Below are 24865 nucleotides of genomic sequence, written 5' to 3'. Positions count from 1 at the left end.
CCTTCTGCCTGACTATGCCGTCCCACGTTCCTCCTCATCGCTGGTAAGCGCCTCTATCTAATGTAGTGATTCCAATACGGCAGTGGTTACACCCCGCAAGAACCCACAAGGTATGACGGCTTACTTTGAACAAAGTGCCAGGAGGACGACAGTTGGCGGCCGTGATGGCCGGAGGACTATCGAATCTGTGAAATAGTGCCGATGGTCGTAATCAGCTGATCTCCATCGCTGTCGACCACGGCGGCTATGGGCATGCGCTCCATCTCATCCGGGCCGACATCGTAGCCCTGCGAGACCTCTGCCGTAATAATCTTTCCGGTCGGGCCTTCCTCAATGCGCGGATTACGAACGACCACATGAACCAGACTGAACTTCGCGGTGATGTGAACTTCTCCGCGGTAGCTCTCCCCTTCGACATCACTGTTGTCATTGTCGCGGGTGAATGAGACGACACCGGCCTCAGGCTCTAGGGCACCGTTCTTGGCAGTGACGCCACCACCCAGTGCGCCGAATACCTTCTCCAGCGCAGATACAGAAATTACTAAATCCTCGCTGGAGGGAGCCGGGGCATTCTTGCCCGGAGCATCCGAATAATTCAACGGGATGTAGATTTCCTCGGCCTCATTAATGGAGCCGGCTGCCGGGTAAACATAAATGCCCCAGTTTTCACCAGCTGGGGTCTCTGGCGGGTCAACAACAATGCGAGCCTCAAAGCTGCCGTCATCTGTCATCGGAGTGGCTTGACGAGCGATAGAACGTCGCATGTCGACGCCCTGGTTCGGTATCGCCTCGAGAGTTCCAGCCGGCGTGACCCAGGCAATGTTGTCGTGCGGATGTTTCCGCGACGAGGACGGAGCACCTTCACTTGGCTTCCAGGAGTCTGGGAACGCACTGTAGAGAACGTAAACGCCATTGGGCACACCCGGAGGAATTGGAAGCGGGTAACCACCACGGTTGGCCGACGGATTAAAACCACTGCCGCGAACAATGAGAACATCGCCGCGATGAACTGTGGCGCCTTCAGCTGGTGTGCCGTCCTCAAAAGTGACAGAAACTTCCGGGGATTCGACATACTGCGGATCCTGCGGCTGGAAGTTCTCCGCTGGATTAATCACATTGGGAAAGTTGTCTGGCACGATTGGCTTCGCAGTTTCAGCCATTGCTGGGGACACAAACGCTGAAAGGACCATGGCGCCGGACAGCGAAACCGCAGTAACACCTCTGCGCGCACTCTGCCTCACCGGTCGACGCTTGCCTTCTCCAACGGGCGATGATTCGGAGCCGGACGAAAGGCGAGTTTCGTGAGCCCCCGCAAGATGGCGGTGGGAATGATCGAAAGTCAAGAACTTCAGACTGTGCATACAAGCAATGTACACCTGCATATTAGGCTCACCTAACGCATTTATTAAGGCGCGCCTTATCCACCCCCGTTTGAGTCTCAACGCTGGGATTGGAAGAAATAGCTGAGAGCAAAAGAAAGCCGCGGCCAAGCCCAATAGAGCTCGACCGCGGCTTGCTTCAGCAGCTTTGAGGCAACCAATTACTCCGCGGTAATCGGCAGGTAGACGCGACCACCCTGATCAGCGAACTCCTGGGACTTCTCAGCCATGCCGGCCTCGATAGCTTCAACGGAGTCCAGACCGTGTTCCTTCGCGTAGTCCTGCACATCCTTGGAAATACGCATGGAGCAGAACTTCGGACCACACATGGAACAGAAATGCGCGGTCTTTGCCGGCTCTGCAGGCAGGGTCTCGTCGTGGTAGTCCAGCGCAGTGTCCGGATCCAAGGCCAGCGCGAACTGGTCATGCCAACGGAACTCGAAGCGGGCCTTCGACAGCGCGTCGTCACGCTCCTGAGCACGCGGCAGCCCCTTTGCCAGGTCAGCGGCGTGCGCGGAAATCTTGTAAGTAATCACGCCGACCTTGACGTCGTCGCGGTTCGGCAGACCCAGGTGCTCCTTCGGCGTGACGTAGCAAAGCATGGCGGTGCCAGCCTGCGCAATGATTGCCGCGCCGATAGCCGACGTGATGTGGTCATAGCCCGGCGCGATGTCGGTTGCCAGCGGGCCGAGGGTGTAGAACGGAGCTTCCTCACACCACTCCTCTTCCCACTTCACGTTGTCAGCGATCTTGTGCATCGGAACGTGGCCTGGGCCTTCAATCATGACCTGGCAGCCGCGGGACTTGGCGATCCTGGTCAGCTCGCCGAGGGTCCGCAGCTCAGCCAGCTGGGCCTCATCGTTAGCGTCGGCAATGGAGCCCGGACGTAGGCCGTCACCGAGGGAGAACGCGACATCGTACTGTGCCAGAATGTCGCACAGCTCAGCGAAGCGCGTGTAGAGGAAGCTCTCCTGGTGATGCGCGAGGCACCATGCGGCCATAATCGAACCACCGCGGGAGACAATGCCGGTAACGCGGTTGGCGGCCAGTGGCACGTAGCGCAGCAGCACACCCGCGTGAACGGTCATGTAGTCCACGCCCTGTTCGCACTGCTCAATGATGGTTTCGCGGTAGATTTCCCAGGTCAGCTTGGCCGGGTCACCCTTAACCTTCTCCAGCGCCTGGTAAATCGGCACCGTACCAACCGGCACCGGGGAGTTACGCAGAATCCACTCGCGGGTTTCGTGAATGTCCTTACCGGTGGACAGATCCATGATGGTGTCCGCGCCCCAACGAGTCGCCCAGACCATCTTCTCCACCTCTTCGGAGATGGACGAGGTCACAGCCGAGTTACCAATGTTGGCGTTGATTTTGGTGGCAAAGCGCTTGCCAATAATCATCGGCTCGGTCTCCGGGTGCTTGTGGTTGGCCGGAATCACGGCACGCCCCGCAGCAACCTCTTCGCGAACAACTTCCGGATCCACATTTTCACGAGCGGCAATGAATGCCATCTCCGGGGTGACAATTCCCGCTCGGGCCCATGCCAGCTGCGTCTTGACCTTCGGGGCCTCCTCAGAGCCTGCAACCGCCGGCACTGCCGGAGCCTTCGGCCAAGAGTCACGAGTCTTAGCCAACCCCTCCTTCAGGTTCAGTTCCGGGTTTTCCTCGGTGTAAATACCCGAGGTGTCGTACGCATCGAAGTGAGTGCCGTCCGTCAGGTTGATTCGACGGACTGGAATGCGCAGGTTCGCCTCACCGAAATCGTTGCTAAACGCAACCTCGTCGTAATGCTTGTTGCTGCGGTAAATCGGGCCAGTTGTAACCTCGCCCTCTTTCGGCGGAGCGGATACAGATACACGTGCGGCCATGAAGCAACACATCCCTTTCCTACGCTGGTATTACCCAGATTCAGGTTCGTCCGGTCGACGCTCGATCCCTAGCGTCCTCTCAGTGCCGGAATTTCGGTTGGCACTCCCGTGGTTTTGTAATGCGCCTCATAGTCTAACCAATCGTTCGGATTACTTCGGTCATTACACCCACGATTGCCGCAAATGCTTAACGACGGCGCGGAGAACGCACCCCAAAGATGCAGGTTGTGGCTACGCAGAGGCGTCGTTTTGCACGGCGACCGCGTTGTCCACACCCCCTAAAAGTTATCCACAGCCGGTCTATTTTTTCGGCTTCTCAGCAAGCGCAATTGCGACCGCGGTGTTATATCTTTCTCACACAAATTCTTTGGGGAGGGAAAATTGAAAAAGGCGACTACTGCCGCCCTACTGTCAGCACTTCTATGGGGAATAACGGGGACTAGTTGCGCATCGACCGAGGCATCCGGCGAGGACGTTCAACCTGTCGGCGACAATGCGACAACCATGACTACTGACTCGGGCGTGACGTTACCTGCGGGTGTGCTTCCACCCAACAATCCGCCGGAGCCCGGTGATGCTCCACTTGGTCCCGATGGGCACTACAACTACGACGCACCCGAATTCGTCCTGACCAATCCGTGTGACGACCCTGAGATTATGGGGCGCCTCGACAGGCTGGGGTTCCAGGAGCAGTCTGAGGTTTCAGAGCGAATTAAAGGTGTCAAACAAATAGGTTGCGGGCTTCAAACCAGTCATATTTTGCCACTCGGGCTCTGGCACACATCGGTGGCCCATTCCCGGCTCGAGAACTATGACGCTCACCCCACCACGCACCACTCAGAAGGCCTCCATTGGGTGACTTTCAAACAAACCAACCCGATTGGTCTCTCGTACTGCATTGCATCCGTAGAGACCCCGAAAGGCGCACTGGGTTTTATAACGCACATCTCAGAGGAAGAATCCACTGATTTCGATGAAACCCTCTGCAATCCTGCCAATGAACTCATGACCAATTACCTGGGGGAAATGTCTTGATTTCTGCAAATATTTCGACGATTGATCACGCAATTAGCGGACTAACTGGAGCAATCATGCTTCCCGGCTCGTCTATGACGATGCAGCCAAACCTGGCCGGCTACTCACAGGTTCCGTCACTCCAGCTGGTGGCGACAGAGCACAGTCTGGCAATTTCCGGCAGTTCAGGAAGCTCTGCAGCCGTCGGCTTGTCTCTGGGCAAACAACTCACCTGGGCGCAAACGAATCTCGCTGACTTCCGTCGCGTGATTACTGAACACGAATCCACTATGAACCGGATTCTTCGAAGCATTAACCCGTTCAATGGTGACGGCGCTTCCCTTGCTGAAGTAGCGCGCACAAGTGGTGTATTTCAGCGTCGGCCGATGTTTGAAGCTGGAAGTCTCACTTTCGCGCCAGTCACTCTTTCTGCGGAACTTGGTCTCGATGCGAAGTCCCTACTATCCATGTTTTCCTCGACAAACGATGGTGCCGTAGCCGAGGCGATCGCCTACTGGAACAACTTCGCTGAAACTATGACCACGTTGGCCAGCAATCTAACCTTCATCTCATCCGGCTTGGTGTCGAGCAACAGCGGTGCTGTTTTCTCTGCTGCGGATACGACAATGAAAGGTCTGGCCGCACGCGCTACCAGCATCGCCACCGCATCTGAGGTCATGGCCGGGCACCTTGCCGTATTGCCATCTGTGAAGGCGATGGCCGTCAATGCACTATCAGCGATCGAAGCCGAATCCAAGGCACTCCAAAACCCTGGCGCGCAAAAGGCTTTTGAACAGGCCGAGGTAGCAGCCTTTCTCTCTGGTCCGTATACCGCACAGCTACAGACAGCTATTCCCCGAATTCCTAACCTGGTTTCTGCCGATGCGGGAAGTGGTGTGACTGCCGAGGTGTCCGTTGGAGCCACAGTCGCCGGGCGTTCTGGAACTAGCCAGTTCAGCCTTTCGCCTGCGGGGATGACTGGAAGCATGCAGGCCGCCAGCACACCAGTTGGTGCCACCTCAACTGTTCCGGATTCTCCAACACCACAATCCACAACCGCGAGCCCTTCCGCTCCTTCGCACGTGCAACCGAGCACTTCGACTTTGTCGAACCCCACAAATCCGTCTGCTACCCCTGTGCACCCAGCATCACCTAGCAGCCCAACGAGCTCCACAATCTCGCCAACATCCCCGACCAGCACATCAACCATGGCTCAACCGAGCACGGCGAATCCAGCCATGGTCACCCCTTCGGGAGCGAGCGCCCCACTTCAACGCACATCACCGCAAGGAGTCTCGCCTTACGGAGTTCACGGCAACCGGCCGGCTGGCTCCCTCGGCGCAGGTCGCACTGCGGGGCTCACACCAGCGGGCAATATCCCGGCACTGCCGTCTTCTGGAAACGCAAGCCCCCGTCCACCGGCCTCGGGACTTCCGACTTCGAGTCCCGGTCGTATGCCAGCGCCAACAGCGGGGCGCGGGATGGGAACCGGCTTGGGGCCCGGGGTTGCTGGTTCTGCCTTGCCAAACGCCTCGAATAGCCCTGCACAGCGCGGAAGTGGATTGATGAATTCCCTAATCAGCGCGCGCAACAGTACTGCTACCGGAGCTACGGGTACTGCTGGCGGAACCACGGGCGCCGCTGCTGGAAACCGTGGCGCAGGGGCTTTCGCGGCCACCACAGCGGGCAATCGTGGCGGACTGCTCCAAAAGGGCTCCGCACCGTCGGCACGCAAACTGACAAATGTAGCCACCATCAGGGATAACGATGCCGGCGCTTTCGAGCAGAACGAATACCAGAAGGAGCTTTTCGGGGATGCGCCAATTACTATCCCGGCGGTGATTGGTCACAACGTCCGATCGTAAAGCTCCGACCGTAAGCCTCCGAGCATAAAGTCAGCGCGCAAAAGCTGATCTTTACCCGCTCGGGCGCCACGGGGGATCAGGCTGGCAATCGACGACGTCATCACGATCTTCGCGCCCGGCTCCAACAGTGGCACGAACGCACGGCAGCCGCAGACCGCCCCGAGCAGGTTGATGTCGAGCGCGCGGTGCCACGTGTCCATGGTGACGTTCTCGATCGCCCCGCCGACCGCGATGCCCGCGTTGAGCACGAGCACGTCCACCGCGCCTATCGCCGCGGCCGCCGCCTCCCGGTCCGCGTCGGAGGTGACGTCCAGCTCGCGGTAGGTGCACGCATCGCCGAGCTTGACGACGTCCTCGTTCGCCGAGTCATGCAGATCGGTCGCGATGACCGAATCGCCGCGTGCGACGAAGCGCTTGGCCAGTTCGAGGCCGAAGCCGGAAGCGGCGCCGGTGATGAGCACGCGCCGCGGGCCGCGTGGTTCGGGGGAACGGCCGAAGGGGCCCTCGCCGGATGCGGCGGCGAGGCCGGTCCGGGCCGGCGAAATCGCTCCGCCCGTGCGGCGGTCAACCCCGTGTACGGATCTACGTGAGCATCGACAGCAGGAACACGGAGTCCTCGTCTGCGTCGACCCGGTGTGGGACCATGGTGGGCAGGTGTGCGACGGTCCCCGGCGTGAGGACCTCGGTGCGGTCGCCTACGGTGAAGCGCACCTGGCCCTCGATGCATTGCACCATAATCGGGTGTGCAGCGCGGTGATCGGGCAAGGCCTGGCCGGAGCGGAAACGCATGGCGATGATGTTTACCCCGTCGGCCGTCTGCAGACGTTTCACCGCCGGGCCGTCGCCGTCCTTGGCGGGCGGAGCGGCGGCGACGACGTCATGAAGGCTCAGAGCCTCCGGATCGGCGGTCAATTCAGCTTGCTGGTCGTCGTCGAGGAACTCAATCTCGGGCCCGCGTCGGACGGCGGGCGATGCTTCGCGCCCGCTTTCGGAAGCGTTGGAAACGGCACCCGTCGCATCGGCGGCGTCGGCGGAATCGGCGGTGTCGCGCAGACGGGCCACGATGCCTATCGAGGCGAGGGCGTCGTCGTTCTCGACGAAAACGCTGCGCATGCCGAGAACGCGCTTACGCGCCGCGGGGTGCTTGATCATGTTGCCTGCGATGCGGGCAACTCCGGAGATCCCTTCGTCTTCGATCATCTGGGAGGGCTTGAGCAGGCCCATCTCCGCAATGCGGACGTGCTCGACCTCGAATCCGTGTTCTTCGAGGAGGTTTCGCCACTCCGCGACGGTAAGTGGTCGGGCGTTGACCCGGATGGCCTTGGACATCGCGATGCGAATCTCATCTTTCGTCGCCGCATCCAGGTCGTCGGGGGTCAACGCCAGTTCGTGGATCGCGTAGCGGCCGCCGGGAACGAGAATCCGACGAACCTCGTCGAGAATCGCCGCCTTGCCCTTGTCGCCTTGCATGGTGAGCATCGCCTCGCCCACGACGGCGTCCGCCGAGTCATCGCCGAGCCCCGTCGCTTGGGCCTTGCCTTCGGTGACCCGGCCCCTGTGGCCAACGACCTTGCCGGTCGTCTTGGCGGCGTCGGGGTCCTCGTCGATGCCGACGTAATCCCCCGGTGCGCGATTCAAGATTTCCGTCGCCGTAATCCCCAGTCCCGGTGCGAGTTCGACGACGCGGGCGTCGGTGAGGCGAGCCCGGTCGAGAATCCACTCCGTCATCTTCCGGCCACCGGGTCGAAGGACCTTTTTGCCCAGTCGGGCCAGTAGCCAGTGGCCCTGGAGTTGTTCGAAATCTCTGTCGCGTGCATTCATGGTGCGTCTCACTCGTCGTGTGGCCGGGCCGACGGTGTCGGCGGCTGCGCCGGCCCGTTAACCCGCATGTAAAATACTGCTTTAGCAATTAACTTAGCCTTACCTGGCATATTTGTCGAGGGGTTGGCCCGAAACGCCGAACCGGGCCGTTGCAACGTAGATGTCCGACGACCCGGTCGATCCGAAAAAGGCGAGGTACCTGTCCTTCGGCGTCTGGTCTATACCGTCATCCGGTGTCGTTTGGTGGGCTCAGTCGATGCTGCGGTCCATGGTCCAAGCCAGCACCTCGGCATCGTTGATGGCGGTCATGGGCAGCGAGTCGACCTCGTCCGAATCCGCTGAATTCGATCCGTCGGCCGTGATGCGGGCAACGTCGCCGTCGTAAAGCGTCTCGTCGCCGAAGGATGCCGAGCCGCAGGCGACGAAGAAGTGGGTGAACCGCGACAACGGCACGTCGATGGTGCGGCCTGCGGGAACCCGGCCGATGCGCAACGTCGCGCCGGTGGTGCCGATGGTCAGCGGCGCGAGGCCCGGTGTGCCCGACGCGACCGGGACCAGCGTGCCGTCGGTGAGAGCATCGTTGAGGTCGACCTCGTCGTGGGAGGGAGCGGCACCGAGATCGTCGGGCGGCAACCAGGCCTGGACGACCCGCAACTTCTTGCCGTCGAGGTAACCGGAGGCATTGAGCTCGGAGTGGCGGATCCCGCGCCCGGCGCTGATTCGCTGCGCCATGCCGGGGTCCCTATGTGGATTGTCAATAGTCAGGCGGGACTTTCACGTACATCGCATGGGGGTGTTGTAGCCATGACTGATCGCCGGTCCGCATCGTGCGGGCCGGCGGTGATCAGCGCAGCGGCCTACGCAGCCGCGGCGATGGTTCTAGCAGGGATTTCTCGGAAGAACTCACGCCGAGTCAACAGGGCATAGATGACGTTGCAGCGGCTCCGGGCAAGCCACATCACCGCGGCATTGTGCTTCTGTCCTTCAGTCCGTTTACGCAGGTAGTAGTCGCGCGATGCAGGATGGCAGTTCGACGCGATCCACGCCGATCGAAACATCGCGTTTTTCAACTGTTTATTGCCGGCCCTGGTGGGAAACTCTCCGCGGACCGACGTACCCGACTGCCGGGTGATCGGCGCGATGCCAGCGTAAGCGGCCAAGTGCGCGGCATCGGCGAAGTCGGAGCAATCGCCGATGGACAACAAGATGTTAGAGGCAGTCGTGATGCCTACGCCGGGCATCGACATCAAGACCTGGGCAAGAGGGAACGATTCGAGCATCTCCTCGACTTGTCCGGCGATCGTGTCGCGCTGTGCTTGAAGCGCTTTGATGTTCGCCGCCAGCTGGGAAATGACCAATTCCGCCGCCGCAGTGCCGGGTACCGTGACAGTTTGCTCGGCAAGGGCAGCGAAAACTGCGTCAACCAGGGCAGCAGGGGCCTTCTTGGAGCGGTTGCGCATCCACTTCAGGACCCGGCCCCGACCTGCGGCGGCCAGTTTTGTCGGACCGCCGTAGTTGATGAGCAAGTCCAGCACCAACGTGCGCGAGAGAATCTCGGCTGCAAAGACGCGCTCGAGTGCGGGGTGAATCTGTGTGAGCACGCTGCGAAGGCGGTTTTTCGTTCGGGTGGCGTCTTTGGCGATGTCGTCGTGGAATCCGGCGAGCATCTTCAGCGCTGCTAGTATCTCGTCGTCGCGGTCGACTGCCCGCAGTGTGTGCAGCATGGTGCGGGCGGTGTCGGCGATGATGAATGCATCCCGGCGGTCGGTTTTTGATCGTCCAGGGTAGAGATCGGCTGCTTTTCGCATGGCTAGGTCGGGGAGAGCCGCAGTCGCGGGCCACGGCGATGGGCAGGGCGCCGATCGTGTTGGGTTGATCGACGACCATGAGAACGCTGCCGTGGGCCTGCATGGACGCGAAGATTTCACGCCGTGCGGCTTCGTCTTGGGGCAGTGGTTTGTCGTAAATTCTCTCGCCGGTGTTGGTCAGCGCGCAGGCATGGTGGTCGGTTTTGCCGACGTCGAGGCCGATGATGATGTCGGGTGTTGCGGACGGTTCCATGGTGGTGCCCTTCTGTTGCGGCTGGTCACAGGTGTCTTGGACATCCGTTGCAGGCACCCACGTTACGACGAGACCTCTGTTTGGTCCGTGTCCCTATTAGCTGTCAGCGGTTGTCCCCGGTGCCCGGTGGCAACACCCCCGGATTATGGAAATGTTCACGCAGATAAGCCATACCGGGCCCGGTGACCGCGCCCCGTGAGGGGGCACCATCACGGTAACGGATCGAACGGCGTCCGTGAATTCGTACCTCAACAACGCCTTCAACTTAGGCACTTTTTCACCGGCTCCTTGGGCGGGGTTGGCTTACTTTTCTTGAAGTTTTAGGCCTACATCGGCACTCTTCAGAAGTTGTAACTAAACCGAACGTTCGTTACAGTTATTGGAATGACAAGTACCGACCACGCCGCTTCCACAAGGGCTAATCCGCCCACTTCAGTCACCCACAGGTGGATCTTCCTCGCTATCATCAGCGCCGGCCTACTACTCATCGGCATAGATAACTCGGTGCTCTACACTGCTCTGCCGGTTCTGCGCGAGCAGCTCCACACAACCGAATTGGAGGGCCTGTGGATCATCAACGCCTACCCACTGGTGATCTCCGCACTCCTCCTCGGCACAGGCACCCTGGGCGACCGCATCGGTCACCGCAAGATGTTTCTTGTGGGCCTGACAATTTTTGGCTTCTCTTCCCTGGCCGCGGCCTTTGCGCCGCACGCCTGGGCGCTGGTCATCGCCCGCGGCTGTCTAGGACTGGGCGCCGCGACCATGATGCCGGCGACCCTCGCACTGCTACGTGAGACCTTCCGCCACCCTCGTGAACTTGCCACAGCTATTGGCATTTGGTCTGCCACGGCAACACTGGGTGCCGCCGCTGGCCCCGTCGTTGGCGGTTTCCTATTGGAGCACTTCTGGTGGGGCTCAATCTTCCTTATCAACATCCCTGTCGTAGTTTTCGCAATCATTGGCACGCTGATTTTTGCTCCGCCGAATCAGCCCAACCCAGCCAAGCGCTGGGATTTCCTCACCAGCCTCTACGCGATGCTGGCCATGTTGGGCCTGGTTTCGCTCATTAAGGAACTCGCTGGTCATCGCTCCTCCACCGTCATCGTCGCAGCTATCGCCTGCGGGCTAGTGGGCGCGGTACTGTTTCAGCGTCGTCAGGCACGTCTCACTGAACCCCTCATCGACTTCTCCGTCTTCCGTTCGCGGATGTTTTCCGGTGGCGTGCTGGCAGCCGCGCTTGCCATGTTTGTCCTGGCAGGCGCCGAATTGATGACGACGCAGCGCTTCCAGATTTCCGTCGGATACACACCACTCGACGCGGGCTTGCTAGTTGCCACCGCGGCACTGGCGTCCTTGCCAGTTGGTGTCATCGGCGGCATGGTGCTGCATCGAGTGGGTTTCCGCACACTCATCACCGGCGGATTCCTCCTCAACGCCATCGGCCTGGCAGGCATGTACTACGGTGTTTCCTCGGGCAATTTCCCGCTCATGATCGCAGGATTGATACTGCTCGGCGCGGGCGCAGGTTCTGTGATGTCGGTGTCGTCGACCGCGATTATCGGCTCAGCCCCGAGGTCAAAGGCCGGTATGGCGGCGGCGATGGAATCCGTGTCCTACGAATTTGGCACACTGATCACCGTCGCAATCACAGGCAGCCTCCTACCCATGTTCTACGCCTTGTTCACGCCTGTCGACGCCAGCATCTCACTCACCGATGCACTTCACACGCCAGCGCTTAACGACGGCGCCCGCGCCGGCCTCGACAGTTCCTACCTGGCCATTTTGATTATCCTGGCTGTCGTTGCTGTCATTGCAGCGATTGCGACTGCGGTGGCATTCCGCGGCAACCCGAAGGAGACTGAATATGCGCACGAGTAAGCGCACTGCCATTCTCGACACAATCGTTGAGATTATCGAGACAAACGGCTTTTCCGAGGTCACCTACGAAAATGTCGCAACTCAATGCGGAATGAGTAAATCAGGGTTGATTTACCACTTCCCCTCCCGCGAAGACATGATTCGCAGCGTCCATGAGCACATGGCGCAGCTATGGGAGGAAGAACTGATTGAAGCCGCGGGCGGGCCCGCAGAGGAGGTCTCCCCCGCCAACCGCCTACGCGCAAACCTCCAGGTCTCGCTGGATACAGCAACGAGGGCCGAGCTACTCATGTCCATCGACTCTGCCGCCGAACCGGAGCTGCGCGAGATCTGGACGCGCCTTTTGCGCCGGTGGAATCCGCCGGTAGAACAGATTGCCACCGATGAGGAAGCCTGCATGGCCTACGTTGTCCAAATGATTTCCGATGGACTCTGGGCCAACGACTATCTCAACGGCAATCAGCTCACGAAAGCACAGCGTAAGGCAATCGCCGAGGCCGCGGCAAAGCTGATTCCAGAGTCGATGGAGTAGCCAGCTCTAAACGCCCTTGCGCTGAACGTCCTTGAGCTCGGAGTCAGTAGCCAGGCCGTAGTTAGCACCCTCATAGACGGCCTTTGCTCGACTCGTTCCGCCGAGCACATACTCACTAAAGGACAGCACCAGCGAGCCAAGCACATTCTTGGACGGATCATCCAGGTAGGTGCCGTGGTAGGAACCGGTGACTACCGCTTCCCAGGCGGGCCCTTCAGCATCGCGGTAACCACGTCGATCCGCATCAAAAGGAACGATGTCCTCGTGCTCCGCAATGGCCACCAGGCTTGGAATCTCCGGCGGTGTGGAGATTAGTCCAGCGTCGGAAGGCCCTGGGTTGATGGCGACCAGACCGCGGGTGACCATGTCAATCCCCGCAGCCTGGAAGGCCTTATCCATCCTGTTGTTCAGGAAGATTGCGGAGCCACCACCTGCGGAATGCCCGACCAGCATCGTGCGGGAGAAATCGATCTTGCCTGCAAGTGGTGTGGACTCGTCCTCATTGGCCGCTGCGGCAACTGAAGCTGCCAGCACCATCTGTGGCGCGAACCAGTTGGTGAAGTTGTAGCCAAGAGCCACGACGTATCCGTGGCTTGCATAGAGTCGCGCTTGCGCGTCGTACATACCCGGCTCAGTACCAATGCCAGGGCTGAGAACCATCAGTGGCGCAGACTCCATGGAGTCAATATCCGCCGGGTAGATAAGCTGTGCGCCAACTGGGGAGGCGTTGGCCGATTCAGGCAATACGTCATAGCAGCCGGTGGTGCCGTGGAGACCGTGGAGGTCCCGCAGTACGCGGTTATAGATGGTGTAGACGACACCATCACATGGCATTGCTTCGCGGGTTGCGGCAACTGGATGGGAGCCCATCGCTCCGAACTCCTTGCGCAGCTGCCCCGCCTCTGGGGCGAACGGCTCGGTGATATGGCCACTTTCGCCACCGGAAATGACACGGTTCACGCCACCCATGACATCCACCAGACCACCGCCAATTTTGTCCACGGTTTCCGAGTTCTGGTAGTCAATAGTGCTTTCGCGTGCAGTGATATCCGGCAGCTGACCAATGCGCGGTGCCGCCTGCGCTGGCACCTGTCCGCCGAGAACTACACCAGCTGCGAGCGAGAGAGCAGCCACCTTCGAGAACGTACGCCCCTGCCCTCGGCGGGATGCCGACACGGTCTTTCCGGCGGCACTTAGTGAACCAATCATCGTTTTTCCTTAACTCTTGCCAAAAGCCTTGGAATACGAATCTACCTAATGCGTAAAGACGTACGTAAAGACAGAATCACCCTCCCCCATACTTCACCCCTCAAACAATCATTCAGGGCGCTACAAATGTTCACTCTCGCCCACAATTAGCACTATTACCCCCATTTCCTACCCCCTTTCTAAGAGTGCGCAAACTCAGAAAAACCCACCTCACCACCGTTACCCACATATTTTTATTACCTTTTTCCACAAACGCCTCCGCTGCCTCCCCGCCAGCGCATACCTTATTGACACCAAGGAGAAAGCGGTCACGCCCACGCTCACTGTTAACCGACAACCGAGTGTGCATGGCCCTTAATAAAACCCCCGAACAGAAAAGAACTCCCACAATGAGAATCGGCATCCCTTTAGAACCCGATCCCCAGCAAACAATTGTGGCTGCGACCCCGGAGACCGTCGGCAAACTCGTCAAGCTTGGCTACGAGGTCGCCGTGCAGGCTGACGCCGGCCTGGCTGCTAAGTTCACCGACGCGGACTACGAATCCGCCGGCGCCACCATTGTCGACGAGTCTGTCTGGCACAGCGATATCGTCGTAACGCTCGACACTCCGCCGGAACAGTTCCGTGCACTGCTTAACGACGGTGCCATGCTGATTAGCCGACTTGCGCCAGGGCGTAACGAAGAGCTGGTCGAAGAGCTCGCGCACCGCAACATCACTGCCCTTGCTATGGATGCGGTTCCCCGTATTTCCAGGGCACAGTCGATGGACGTGCTGTCGTCGATGGCCAACATCGGTGGTTACCGCGCAGTAGTCGAAGCGGCTGCTGCGTATGGTCGCCTTTTCACTGGTCAGGTGACTGCCGCAGGCAAGATGCCGCCAGCTACCGTTTACGTCATCGGCGCTGGTGTCGGCGGACTTGCCGCAATCGGTACCGCCAACTCTATGGGCGCGATTGTCAAGGCAACAGACCTGCGCCCTGAAGCCGGTGAACAGGTCGAATCGATGGGTGCAGAGTTCATCCCGATTCCGGCCGCCACTGAGAAGTCCGAAGATGGCTACGCCAAGGAAATGACCAATGATCAGGCTGCCGCTGCCGCGAAGCTCTACTCCGAGCAGTCCGCGCAAGCTGACATTGTCATCACCACCGCGAATATCCCGGGCCGCCGCTCTCCGCTGCTGCTGACTGCTGCCGATGTTGCAGCTATGAAGCCGGGCAGCGTCATCGTCGACATGGCTGCCGCCGGTGGCGGTAACTGCGAGGTGACCGTTCCAGGTAAGACCATTGTCACTGACAACGGGGTGACCATCATCGGTTACACCGACCTTGCAGGACGTCTGCCCGCACAGGCATCGTCGCTGTACGGCCAGAACATTTTCAACCTGTTCAAGCTGATTACGCCAGAAAAGGATGGCTCTCCAGTTCTCAATCTCGAGGACGAGATTATCCGTGGCATCACGGTGACAAAGGCTCGCCCACAGAATGGCGCCGGCGCTACCGGAGCTGAGATTCTCTGGCCACCACCGCCAATCAAGGTCGCTGTCACCCCTGCTGCCCCGCTGCAGGAACAGCAGGCTCAGCAGGCTGCATTAGAAGAGAATGCGCCGGAGAAGGTTTCCTTCATGGGATCGGGCCTGGGCTCGAAGATTGCTCTGGGTCTGACGGCACTGCTGGCAATTGTGGTTATGCTCAGCGCGCCGCACAGCGTGAGCGCCAACTTCATGGTTCTCACCTTGGCTATCGTGCTTGGCTTCTACGTGATCTCCGCGGTCACGCCGCGCCTGCACACACCTCTGATGTCTGAGACCAACGCGATTTCCGGCATTGTTCTGGTGGGTGCGATTCTCCAGGTGGGAAGCTCCAACCTGCTGGTTTCCGGTCTCGCGTTCGCGGCCATCGTGGTCAGCTCCATCAATATCTTCGGCGGTTTCGCCGTCACCGACCGCATGCTTGGCATGTTCGTGAAAGAGGAGGCATAAAGTCTAATGGCTAGCATTGATACTGCTTCGCTTCTGGACTGGACCTACCGCCTGTCCAACGTCGGCTACATTGTCGCCGCTGTCCTGTTCCTCGCTGCCCTCTCGGGCCTGTCCAAGCCGGAGACCGCTCGCCGCGGAAACGCCTTCGGTATTGCCGGCATGGCCGTCGCCGTTGTCATTGCCATCTTTCAGGCACTCGTCACCGCTGACACCAAGCCGGATACTCACTTCTCCCCGCTGATTACCCTGATTCTCATCGCTGTCGCTATCGGCATCGGTGGTGTCATCGGTATCACCCGCGCACGCAGCGTTGCCATGACTGGCATGCCGCAGCTGATTGCACTGTTCAATGGTCTGGTCGGACTCGGCGCTATCTTCATCGGCTTCAACTCCTACATCTTCGCCGAAGATGTCGCCCCCGATGCCCTGAAGTTCCACTTCGGCGAGGTCTACATTGGCGTCTTCATCGGCGCTGTGACCTTCACTGGTTCCATCGTCGCTGGCCTGAAGCTGTCTGAGAAGATCAAGGGCTCGCCGCTGCTGCTGCCAGGCCGCAATGCTCTGAACATTGCCATTCTGGTGGTCACTCTGGTTCTCCTGGCTGTCTTCATCGCAACCGGCACCGAGGGCGGCACCATCGCATGGGCATGCATGGTTGCTGTGACTGCTTTGGGCCTGTTTTTGGGCTGGCACTTGGTCATCGCCATCGGTGGCGGCGACATGCCGGTTGTCGTGTCCATCATGAACTCGTATTCCGGTTGGGCCGCTGCTTTCACCGGTCTCATGCTTGGCAACCCGCTGCTCATCATCACCGGTGCGCTGGTTGGTTCCTCCGGCGCCTACCTGTCGTACATCATGTGTGAGGCCATGAACCGCTCCTTTGCCAACGTTATTCTGGGTGGCTTTGGCTCCGAAGCTACGTCGGCAAGCGCTGTGGAAGGCTCCCACACTGAGGTCAACCACGAGGACACTGCAGAAATCCTGCGCAACGCGGACAAGATCCTCATCGCTCCGGGCTACGGTATGGCTGTGGCACAGGCTCAGTACGCCGTCGCCAATCTGGTACGCAATTTGCGTGCCGACGGTAAGGAAGTGGTCTTCGGTATCCACCCAGTCGCTGGCCGCCTGCCGGGTCACATGAACGTGCTGCTGGCTGAGGCCAAGGTTCCCTACGACATCGTGCTGGAGCTGGACGAGGTCAACGATGATTTCGCTGATGTGGATGTCACCCTGGTCATCGGTGCAAATGACACCGTCAACCCGATGGCAGAGCAGCCGGGCTCCCCGATTGCGGGTATGCCGGTGCTGAAGGTGTGGGAATCTGAGCGCGTGATTGTTCTCAAGCGGTCGATGGGTTCGGGCTACTCGGGCGTGCAGAACCCGCTGTTCTTCAACGAAAACACCGACATGCTTATCGGCGATGCGAAGGCCAGCATCGACTCCCTGAATCGCATCCTGGCGGATTCGAAGGTCAACGCTTAAACCCGAAAGTAAGCAACGCCGTACAAACCGGAGTCTAGGCGATTAATTCCTAGGCTTCGCCACGGGCTGCATCACGAACCATGGTGATGTGCTCAATGCCGGCTTCCATGAAGGTCTCCCCGACCTCATGGAAGCCGGCTTTTGCGTACACAGCCTTCGCCTGCGTCTGGGCATGCAGAATTAGCCCCGTATCCGGGTGGTCAGCGATGACCTGCTGCAGCAGTTTCGAGGACAACCCCCTACCCCGGCTCGCAGCATCGACGACAACTCGGCCGATGGTGCGCGGGTAGCTCGAAGAGTACTCATCGAGCGTGTCAATTACACGCAAGTACGCAATAATCTTGCGGGAGTCATTGTCGTCGCGGATGAAATAGTGCTCTGCGGTATCTTCCAGGTCGCGCCAATCCATTTCCGGCTCCTCACAGGACTGCTCAAGATAGAACACGTCGGTACGCAGCGCCGAGATGGCATACGCATCGGTCGCGCTGAGGTCGGAAAAAGAAGCTCGCTCAATCATGGTGCCTGATTTTACTGCGGAGTGCTGTGCGACTCTGACAGCTGGCAGACGTTTTGGCGCACCATAGCGCAGGATGACGCCGCAGACCTATGCCGCCCGCACCCGGCGGAATTTTACCTTCCCGCCGGGCACCAATTGCCCGACTCTCGACAATGACGGCTCCGTCAGCACACCAATGACCGGATATCCCCCCGTCGCCGGATGATCAGGACCGAAAATAATCGGCTGCCCCGATGCGGGCACTTGTATCGCACCGGGAACCATTCCCTCGCTTGGCAACTCATGGGTGACCTGGCGCTCAAGAGTAGTCCCACTCAGCCGAAGTCCGACGCGGTTGGCCTCTTGCGTCACGGTCCATGTCTCGTGAAAGAAATCATTGACGCTTTCCGACGTAAACCAGTCCGCCCGAGGGCCAGGAACAACATCTAGGCGCGCAGCCTCGCTCGACCAATGAGGCGCGGGATAAATTGCGATTGACGACCCCGTCGAATACTCCGGGTCGCCGACCTGCAAAACCTGACCAGCCTGCAAAGGCGCTGGGCCGAGCTTGCCGAGCGTATCGTATGACCGCGACCCCAGCACTTCCGCGACATCGATGCCCCCTCGAATCGCGACGTATCCACGAAGACCTGCATCGAAGGTACCAAGCCGCACAATTGCCTTCGCCCCGACCACAATTCGGCTATTCATCGAGGTCTTGATGACCTTGCCATCCTGCTCGACAGTCACCTCACCGTGGGCTCCTGCAAAGGAGATGATTGCTCCCTCCGCTACTTGGAACTCCAACCCGCCGACGACGCACTCAAGCACCGCCAGGCTTTCTTCGTTGACAACCATCCGGTTAGCAGCTGCCGCGGAATCGCGGTCGAACGCACCGGAAGTACTCACGCCCAGGCTGCCTTGCCCTGCACGGCCCCAATCCTGAATCGTCGTCAAAATCCCGGGTCGAATAATCTCGATAGAATTCTTCATCTCTTCCGCACCCTTTTTCTACGCCGCACTCGCCGTAGAAGTCGCCTCAAATTGAACCTCAACCCCGGGCTCAAGCAGCGCCGGATTGGGCCGATTTAAGTCCCACATCTCCACATCTGTATGCCCCAAGAGTTGCCAACCACCGGGCGAATCGATGGGATACACACCTGCGAATTGGCCTGCAAGTCCGACAGAGCCCTTGGGAACTCGGGTGCGCGGCGTCGCAAGGCGGGGAATATCAAGCGGCTCTGGCCACCCCTGACCGCTCCCCCGCACCATGTAATAAAAGCCCGGCGCAAATCCACCGAACGCGGCCGTCCAAGGGCGCTCGCAGTGCCAATCAATTAACGCTTGGGGGCTCATCCCAAGGCTTTGTGCCAAAGACTCAAGGTCCGCGCCGTCATAGTGAACGGGAATCGTCACTGTCTTTCGCTTGTCGACGGTCTGCTTCTGCGTATTGTTGCCCCGCAGCGCGGTTTCGACTGCGCCAAGGTAACGACGAGCCGGTCCGCGAAAGCGAAGCAGGAGCGTTTGGGCTGCAGGTACCCTGTCAACGAGTCCCTCGATCTCGGCCGCAGCAGAGTGTGCACGAAGTACCTTCGCCAACGGATTGGCCGATGATGAATAGTCGATAAGCAGCGCATTTGTTCCCATAGGGCGAATCTCGGCCATGGCGGTGCTGATCCTTTCTTTCTTGCGGGGTTGAAAAACTGCGGTTAATAAGACCGGTGTGCGAGTCCGCGCTATACGTGGGCAGCGACGGTGACTCCGGCGTCGACGAGCCCTTGGCGAATCATACGGGAGAGTTCGACCGCGCCAGGGGTGTCTCCGTGCAAACAAATAGAGTCAGCCTGCACGGTCAACGGTGAACCGTCGTAAGCGGCGATTGGTTCCCCACTAGCCATTGCAATGACGCGTTTGACGACGGCATCGGGGTCTACAATGACCGAGCCCTCGAGTGCTCGGGACACCAGAGTTCCATCGGAGTTGTATGCGCGGTCTGCAAAAGCTTCCCGAATCACAGGGAGGTCCGCGTCGAGGCTGAGCCGTTCGATGACCGACCCCGGCTGCGCCATAATGGCAAGCCCATCTCCGCAGGTGGAGCGAGCGAGCAGGAGCGCCTCCACCACTGCAGCGGCCTGATTTTCATCCACTGCGATGCGGTTGTAGAGGGCGCCGTGGGGCTTGACGTAGGAAACTTCGGTACCCGCCGCCCGTGCACATGCCGAAAGGGCACCAATCTGGTAAACGGTTTCGGCTCGCAATTCTCGATGTGAGTAATCCATGCGTCGTCGTCCGAACCCGGCGAGATCACGGTAGGCGACGTGCGCGCCGATGCGAATTCCGCGTGCGGCAGCTGCCTCACAGGTCTCCATCATGACGCGAGCGTCACCCGCGTGATACCCGCAGGCAATATTCGCACTGGTCACAATGTCCAGCAGAGCGATATCATCCCCCATCTTCCATGAGCCGAAAGCTTCCCCAAGATCAGAGTTGAGATCGATAGTGGCGCCCATAAACGTCGCCGCTCCTTCCAGGTAGTAATGCTGGTCTTTGTACCGTTGTTATGTTGGTTCTCATCTGCACTGTGCGAGAAACCGGGTGATTAGCCGAGCATTTCAAACACACCGCCGAACGAACGCCACGCCAAGAACCAGGCGACTGCGACACCCAAGATTCCGATAGCCGCCAACCACTTCGGGTACTTGTAGCCATTCATGAGGTCCGCACGGAACAGCGCGATGTAAATCAGCACAGTAACGCCAATTGGTAGAACCAAACCGTTGAAGGCTCCGGCGAAAACCAACAGCGTCGCTGGAGCCGTACCGATGACACCGAACAGCAGCGTGGAAATTGCAATTAGGACAATGGTGATCGTGTTTTGAGTCTTGGCACCAGCACCCGAGGAACGAGTCAGAAACGTTGCCGAGGTGTAGCTGGCACCCACAATCGACGAGATTCCCGCAGCCCACAGGACAACGCCAAAGAATCGCATACCCCAATCGCCTGCCGCAGCTTGGAATGCCTCTGCAGCGGGGTTTCCATCCGTATTGAGGACCACGCCACCCGCGACCACTCCCAAGACAGCTAGGAAAAGTAGGAAACGCATGATAGCCGTGACAATGATGCTCGTAACAGATGAGCGAGTGGTCTGCGCGAGGTGCTCCACACCGCCGGCGCCAGCGTCAAGCATGCGGTGAGCGCCAGCGTAAGTAATGTAACCGCCAACAGTGCCGCCGACCAGCGTGATGATTGCCAGCAAGTCAATCGCGTCGGGCATGACCGTGTTCTTCAGTGCTTCTCCTACTGGTGGGTTAGAACTGAACGCCACAATTGCAGTGACCAGAATCATCACTACACCAAGCACGACGAGTGCCTTGTCCAGCGCCATACCCGCCCGTCGGGAGAGAAAGAAACCAATGGCGAGGATTGCGGTAACAATGCCGCCAATTTTTGCGTCTACCCCCAACATCGCGTTCGCGCCAAGTCCAGCACCGCCGACGTTGCCAATATTGAAGACCACACCACCGATGACAATGAGAATTGACATAAGCCAGCCCAACCCCGGAATCACGGCGTTGCCGAGCTCCTGCGCGCGGCGTCCAGAGACAGCGATTACTCGCCACACGTTGAGCTGAATCGCAATATCAAGTAGCACCGAGATCAAAATGGCAAACGCGAAAGCCGCGCCAAGCTTGGCCGTAAAGGTTGCGGTCTGGGTGAGGAAGCCCGGCCCGATAGCACTGGTCGCCATCAGGAATACAGCGCCGAGGAGTGCCGTTCGACGCGCCTTGTGGGCAGATATTGAAGCGTCCATAGCGTAAGGCCTTTCCCTACAAATCTGACGATTCCCACGTTGAAGGATTCCTGCGTTGAAGATCGTCTGCACCGAGATTGTTGAACAATGTCTCGTATGTTAATTGGTGATGGCCGCCACACAAAAGTGCTTTAGTAGTCTGTATTACATGACTACCCCCGGAAACATCCTCAACGATCAGACCCACACGTCCTCTGGGGAAAAACAACATGACGTTTCAGTAGCGGATGTCACCGCAACTGTCCTGCGCCGAGAGATTCTCGCCGGAAAGCACTACAGCGGCGAGCAGCTCCGTGAAACCCAACTTGCTGCGCGACTACAGGTCAGTCGCAACACCATTCGACAGGCGTACCGGAAGCTGGAATCTGAGGGGCTACTTACTCACATCCCTCATCACGGCGTTTTTATCGCCTCCTTCGATAAAGAACGCATCCGCGAACTGTATGCTTTTCGCCATGTCGCCGAATGCGGAACACTGCGGTCGCTAAGCACGAGTCAGGCAAAGCTCCTCGGCGAAGAGATTCTTTCTATTTGTGGTTCGCAGTCATCATTGAACCTTCCCGAACGGAATAATGCCTTTCACCTCGCCATCGTCAGGGCTTCCGGGTCTCCCGACCTGTTAGCAACCGCCGAATCCATTCAGGCCCAACTCCGTCTTTGCTTCCTCTCCTACCCCCAAAGCATCGAACTCCATGCCCGATACGCCGATCGCCACATCAGTATCGCCAAGGGTCTCATCGAAGACACCCCGCACCACGCCGCCGACCTCCTCAGCGCCTACCTCAACGAGTCCTTCGACGCCGTCACCGCTTCCCTCCCACTTGCCACCGGTTCATAATTAGCAGCTAGGACTACAGTGATGGACATGGCAGCAAATTCAGGCAACGCATACGCAATGACTATTACGGAGTTCGGCCCCGCTGACATTTTCACCAGGACATCTATCGAGCCTGCAGAGCCCGGCCCCGGCGAAATCCTGGTCAAGACCACAGCCATCGGCGCGAATCCGCTGGACTACAAGATGCGCGATGGCTCTTCCGGTCTGTGCGCAAAGTTCGCCCCTCCCGCAGTGCTCGGACGCGAAGCTGCTGGCGAAGTCGTTGCCGTCGGCGAAGGTGTGGACAGCTTCGCCCCCGGCGACCGTGTCTTCGGTATGCGCAGCTTCGACGACTTCCGCGGCACCTACGCAACGCACAACGTCTTCCCCGCCGACGGTGTGGTCCGAACGCCCGATTCGCTTGACGACGTTACCGCTGCGGGCCTTGCCCTAGTGGGAATCACGGCGACCGTGGCTGTCGAGCAGCTTGCAAAGGTAAAAAGCGGGGACACCGTACTCATCCATGGTGCCGGTGGCGGTGTTGGCCAGCTGATGACGCAGCTGGCGGTCGCCCGTGGCGCAACTGTGTTGGCCAGTGCGTCGTCACGCCATCATGAAAAACTAGTGGGCTTTGGTGCACAGCACATTGATTACACAGCGGAAGATGTATTCGAGGCTGTGCGCCGGCGGTTCCCCAAGGGCGTGGACGTTGTCCTTGACGGCGTGTATTTCGACACTTTCCTGCCCTCACTGGATGTGTTGGCATCGGATGGCCGGATTGTGGCGCTGCCTTCGCTGGCCGACCTGACACCGGCGAGGGAACGTGGCATTGAAGCACACATTCCGGCTATTTCGAATGACACGACTATTTATGCCGACCTGGCCGACCGCGTAGTTGCCGGTGAGATTTCACTTCCTATCGGCCTGACTAAGAATCTCACCGAGGTCGCGGAGGTCCACCGAGTATTGGAAGACGGACACGCTGACGGCAAGATTGTGATGACCGTCGACTAATTCAAGTGCGTTACTACAGCTCGCGACGAGCGTTCTGATATGTCTTCGTCAGCGAGCACCAGAGCTCGTCGGCATCAGAGATGGCTTCCACTAGCTCCCGGTTGGTCATAGTTTCGCGCTGCTCGCGCAGTCGGTTGTTTAGCTTTCGAGCACGAGATAGCTCACCGCGTAGTTCGATGAGCTCCGGCGTAGCCTCTCCGGAGGCAAATACATCTTTGTAGATGGTGCCGACACCCATTGTGGTGTTCACGTTGTCCCAGGCAGAGAGGATTGCGGTGAGCTGGTACTCGGTGTCCATGGCAATCTGTTGCAGCTCAGCGTGATTACGCTCGGCGAGCTCGTGCGCCTCAGCGCTGCGGCGCACACCGACCCACGCCTGGTATGCGATGAGAATCGCAAGCACCAAGCCCGCAACTGGCAATGCATATTGCAGAATCCACAGCGTGACACCGAAGAGCTGAACAATCAGGCCGAAGAAGAAAAATACGACAATGACCGTCGCGCACCCGTTGTCGGAGCCTGAGCGTTTACTCATCGCGGCGTCACCTCCGCCGCAGCATTCAAAATCGCATCGGCCCCCAGGTGGCTGGCGTAGCCAAGTCCGATGGCTGCTGCCAAAAGGAGTATTGCCAGCAACGTATAGACGATTGCCTCTTCGACGGTGCTAGTGACCTCAATGCGCTGCTCTTCGTAGTCCAGCAGTGCCCGCATGTCTTTGGTCGAGGCATTCAAGCGGCGTTCGAGATTAGCCATGTGTTCCTGCTGCTCAGCAGGCGAGATAGCGATGGCATTGAGTGGCACATCAACGCTCTCGACACTGGCATATGCCTGTCGACGAGCACTCTTCACGCTGTCGAACGAAACTGACGGTGCGGGTGGCACTTTAGTTGGCCCAGTGAGATTCCGCGACACCTTATAGTAAGAGCGCGCTGCGGCCCTCGTCAGTTCGTTGTTGGAGTCGCCTTGATTGCCCATAGTGCCGAGTCTGCCACATGAATTTTCTTTGGCTCGGTATCGTCCACCTCATCGAGGATGGCAAAGACATGCATGCCTGCATATGGTGCGGCTTCGGCTCGGAGCACGGTCCCCGGTCCTACCCCTGATGTCGCCAAATAGCGCAGTAGTTCAGGGTCGGAGTCGTTAATGCGATCGACTACCACCATCGCGCCGGCTTCGATATCCGTCAGGTCGGTGCGCACTGCGCTGGCGATGGTACCGCTTGCGCTGGGAATTGGATCGCCATGCGGATCGCGCTCAGGGAATCCCAGCATTGCATCAATGCGACTAATGAAATCATCCGAGACCGCATGTTCAAGCTTTTCGGCTTCCTCGTGAACCTCATCCCAGGTGTATCCCAGAGTCGAGACCAAGAAGCTTTCAATCAGCCGGTGGCGACGCACCATGATTAGCGCAATGTCTCGCCCACGGTCCGACAGGCTAATGCCCCGATACGGCTCGTGGTTGACAAGGCCACGTGCAGCTAGCTTCTTCACGGCCTCGCTGGCGGTGGGCTTCTTTTCACCCATCCGCTCAGCGACATCGCCAAGTGCCACTTTTTCACCGGTGCGCTCGTGCAAATCCCAAATGACCTTGAGGTAGTCCTGGGTCTTTGCTGGTAAATCCTCCACGTGCATTC

At 59.1% G+C, this 24865-nt stretch carries 22 protein-coding genes, 1 pseudogene and 1 riboswitch; of the genes and pseudogenes, 8 read left to right on the top strand and 15 right to left on the bottom strand.

What is annotated here, in order from left to right; translation table 11 throughout:
* Window positions 1-176: 176 nt before the first annotated feature.
* Together CHU70_RS07810 and thiC are read right to left on the bottom strand one after the other, a co-directional pair.
* On the bottom strand, window positions 177-1160 hold the full coding sequence (locus CHU70_RS07810; RefSeq protein WP_224784255.1) for an HtaA protein: 984 nt from the start codon (window positions 1158-1160) through the stop codon (window positions 177-179).
* Between the two features lie 380 nt (window positions 1161-1540).
* Window positions 1541-3247: a phosphomethylpyrimidine synthase ThiC gene (thiC, locus tag CHU70_RS07805; RefSeq protein ID WP_147719113.1), complete on the bottom strand. Its 1707-nt coding sequence runs from the start codon at window positions 3245-3247 to the stop codon at window positions 1541-1543.
* A riboswitch (TPP riboswitch) is annotated at window positions 3246-3367 on the bottom strand. Its footprint overlaps the gene before it by 2 nt.
* Before the next feature lie 384 nt (window positions 3368-3751).
* Here thiC and CHU70_RS07800 point away from each other — a divergent pair.
* The gene (locus CHU70_RS07800) at window positions 3752-4282 is read left to right on the top strand and encodes a hypothetical protein (RefSeq protein ID WP_242451376.1); all 531 of its coding nucleotides are present in this window, start codon (window positions 3752-3754) and stop codon (window positions 4280-4282) included.
* Window positions 4279-6126, top strand: a complete 1848-nt coding sequence (locus tag CHU70_RS07795) for a hypothetical protein (protein WP_070607617.1) — start codon at window positions 4279-4281, stop codon at window positions 6124-6126. Before CHU70_RS07800 ends, CHU70_RS07795 begins: the two co-directional genes overlap by 4 nt.
* Here the strand turns inward: CHU70_RS07795 and CHU70_RS07790 are convergent.
* The 4 genes and pseudogenes from CHU70_RS07790 to CHU70_RS07775 all read right to left on the bottom strand — a co-directional run bounded on the left by CHU70_RS07790 (window position 6108) and on the right by CHU70_RS07775 (window position 10008).
* Window positions 6108-6587, bottom strand: a complete 480-nt coding sequence (locus CHU70_RS07790) for an SDR family oxidoreductase (RefSeq protein ID WP_070546444.1) — start codon at window positions 6585-6587, stop codon at window positions 6108-6110. The genes CHU70_RS07795 and CHU70_RS07790 overlap by 19 nt on opposite strands.
* Window positions 6588-6708: 121 nt before the next feature.
* The gene (locus CHU70_RS11510) at window positions 6709-7947 is read right to left on the bottom strand and encodes a methyltransferase domain-containing protein (RefSeq protein WP_083280599.1); all 1239 of its coding nucleotides are present in this window, start codon (window positions 7945-7947) and stop codon (window positions 6709-6711) included.
* Window positions 7948-8196: 249 nt separating this feature from the next.
* Window positions 8197-8679: a hypothetical protein gene (locus CHU70_RS07780; protein WP_048732946.1), complete on the bottom strand. Its 483-nt coding sequence runs from the start codon at window positions 8677-8679 to the stop codon at window positions 8197-8199.
* Window positions 8680-8804: 125 nt separating this feature from the next.
* A pseudogene (locus CHU70_RS07775) lies at window positions 8805-10008 on the bottom strand (IS110 family transposase).
* Between the two features lie 384 nt (window positions 10009-10392).
* On the opposite strand from CHU70_RS07775, the gene CHU70_RS07770 reads away from it, so the two are divergent.
* Both CHU70_RS07770 and CHU70_RS07765 read left to right on the top strand, forming a co-directional pair.
* The gene (locus tag CHU70_RS07770) at window positions 10393-11889 is read left to right on the top strand and encodes an MFS transporter (protein WP_070605523.1); all 1497 of its coding nucleotides are present in this window, start codon (window positions 10393-10395) and stop codon (window positions 11887-11889) included.
* Window positions 11876-12421, top strand: coding sequence for a TetR/AcrR family transcriptional regulator (locus CHU70_RS07765; RefSeq protein ID WP_070607818.1), 546 nt, complete (start codon window positions 11876-11878; stop codon window positions 12419-12421). The genes CHU70_RS07770 and CHU70_RS07765 overlap by 14 nt, the downstream gene beginning before the upstream one ends.
* A gap of 6 nt (window positions 12422-12427) precedes the next feature.
* Here CHU70_RS07765 and CHU70_RS07760 read toward each other — a convergent pair whose 3' ends face one another.
* On the bottom strand, window positions 12428-13630 hold the full coding sequence (locus CHU70_RS07760) for an alpha/beta hydrolase (protein ID WP_147719115.1): 1203 nt from the start codon (window positions 13628-13630) through the stop codon (window positions 12428-12430).
* 389 nt (window positions 13631-14019) lie between these two features.
* Here CHU70_RS07760 and CHU70_RS07755 point away from each other — a divergent pair, with 389 nt between their 5' ends.
* Both CHU70_RS07755 and CHU70_RS07750 read left to right on the top strand, forming a co-directional pair.
* Window positions 14020-15609, top strand: coding sequence for a Re/Si-specific NAD(P)(+) transhydrogenase subunit alpha (locus tag CHU70_RS07755; protein ID WP_101738966.1), 1590 nt, complete (start codon window positions 14020-14022; stop codon window positions 15607-15609).
* 6 nt (window positions 15610-15615) lie between these two features.
* Window positions 15616-17091 carry an NAD(P)(+) transhydrogenase (Re/Si-specific) subunit beta gene (locus tag CHU70_RS07750; RefSeq protein WP_147739793.1) on the top strand — a complete coding sequence of 492 codons (1476 nt, stop codon included), beginning with the start codon at window positions 15616-15618 and terminating at the stop codon, window positions 17089-17091.
* A gap of 49 nt (window positions 17092-17140) precedes the next feature.
* Here the strand turns inward: CHU70_RS07750 and CHU70_RS07745 are convergent, their stop codons facing one another.
* The 5 genes from CHU70_RS07745 to CHU70_RS07725 all read right to left on the bottom strand — a co-directional run bounded on the left by CHU70_RS07745 (window position 17141) and on the right by CHU70_RS07725 (window position 21398).
* Window positions 17141-17608 (bottom strand): GNAT family N-acetyltransferase, encoded by a 468-nt coding sequence (locus tag CHU70_RS07745; protein ID WP_038628248.1) that lies wholly within the window; start codon window positions 17606-17608, stop codon window positions 17141-17143.
* A gap of 87 nt (window positions 17609-17695) precedes the next feature.
* Window positions 17696-18580, bottom strand: a complete 885-nt coding sequence (locus CHU70_RS07740) for a biotin-dependent carboxyltransferase family protein (RefSeq protein ID WP_147719116.1) — start codon at window positions 18578-18580, stop codon at window positions 17696-17698.
* Window positions 18581-18598: 18 nt separating this feature from the next.
* Window positions 18599-19252, bottom strand: coding sequence for an allophanate hydrolase subunit 1 (locus tag CHU70_RS07735; RefSeq protein ID WP_147719117.1), 654 nt, complete (start codon window positions 19250-19252; stop codon window positions 18599-18601).
* 71 nt (window positions 19253-19323) lie between these two features.
* Entirely contained in the window at window positions 19324-20097 is a 774-nt protein-coding gene (locus CHU70_RS07730; RefSeq protein ID WP_147719118.1) for a LamB/YcsF family protein, read from the bottom strand.
* 89 nt (window positions 20098-20186) lie between these two features.
* Window positions 20187-21398, bottom strand: coding sequence for an NRAMP family divalent metal transporter (locus CHU70_RS07725; protein WP_147719119.1), 1212 nt, complete (start codon window positions 21396-21398; stop codon window positions 20187-20189).
* Between the two features lie 148 nt (window positions 21399-21546).
* Between CHU70_RS07725 and CHU70_RS07720 the strand changes: the two genes are divergently transcribed.
* Together CHU70_RS07720 and CHU70_RS07715 are read left to right on the top strand one after the other, a co-directional pair.
* Entirely contained in the window at window positions 21547-22236 is a 690-nt protein-coding gene (locus tag CHU70_RS07720; protein WP_147719120.1) for a GntR family transcriptional regulator, read from the top strand.
* A gap of 27 nt (window positions 22237-22263) precedes the next feature.
* Window positions 22264-23229 carry an NADP-dependent oxidoreductase gene (locus tag CHU70_RS07715; protein WP_242451375.1) on the top strand — a complete coding sequence of 322 codons (966 nt, stop codon included), beginning with the start codon at window positions 22264-22266 and terminating at the stop codon, window positions 23227-23229.
* Window positions 23230-23242: 13 nt separating this feature from the next.
* Here CHU70_RS07715 and CHU70_RS07710 read toward each other — a convergent pair whose 3' ends face one another.
* From CHU70_RS07710 to CHU70_RS07700, 3 genes are all read right to left on the bottom strand, one after another.
* Window positions 23243-23764 (bottom strand): hypothetical protein, encoded by a 522-nt coding sequence (locus tag CHU70_RS07710; protein ID WP_038628219.1) that lies wholly within the window; start codon window positions 23762-23764, stop codon window positions 23243-23245.
* On the bottom strand, window positions 23761-24078 hold the full coding sequence (locus CHU70_RS07705; protein WP_147719122.1) for a hypothetical protein: 318 nt from the start codon (window positions 24076-24078) through the stop codon (window positions 23761-23763). Before CHU70_RS07705 ends, CHU70_RS07710 begins: the two co-directional genes overlap by 4 nt.
* 92 nt (window positions 24079-24170) lie before the next feature.
* Window positions 24171-24863 carry a metal-dependent transcriptional regulator gene (locus CHU70_RS07700; RefSeq protein ID WP_038628213.1) on the bottom strand — a complete coding sequence of 231 codons (693 nt, stop codon included), beginning with the start codon at window positions 24861-24863 and terminating at the stop codon, window positions 24171-24173.
* Window positions 24864-24865 lie beyond the last annotated feature (2 nt).

Origin of the sequence: Corynebacterium sp. LK10 (assembly GCF_008042455.1) — a bacterium.
Taxonomy (GTDB): domain Bacteria; phylum Actinomycetota; class Actinomycetes; order Mycobacteriales; family Mycobacteriaceae; genus Corynebacterium; species Corynebacterium jeikeium_D.
The sequence above is the reverse complement of the archived record's forward strand: the minus strand, read 5'-3'. Positions and strand labels throughout refer to the sequence as shown.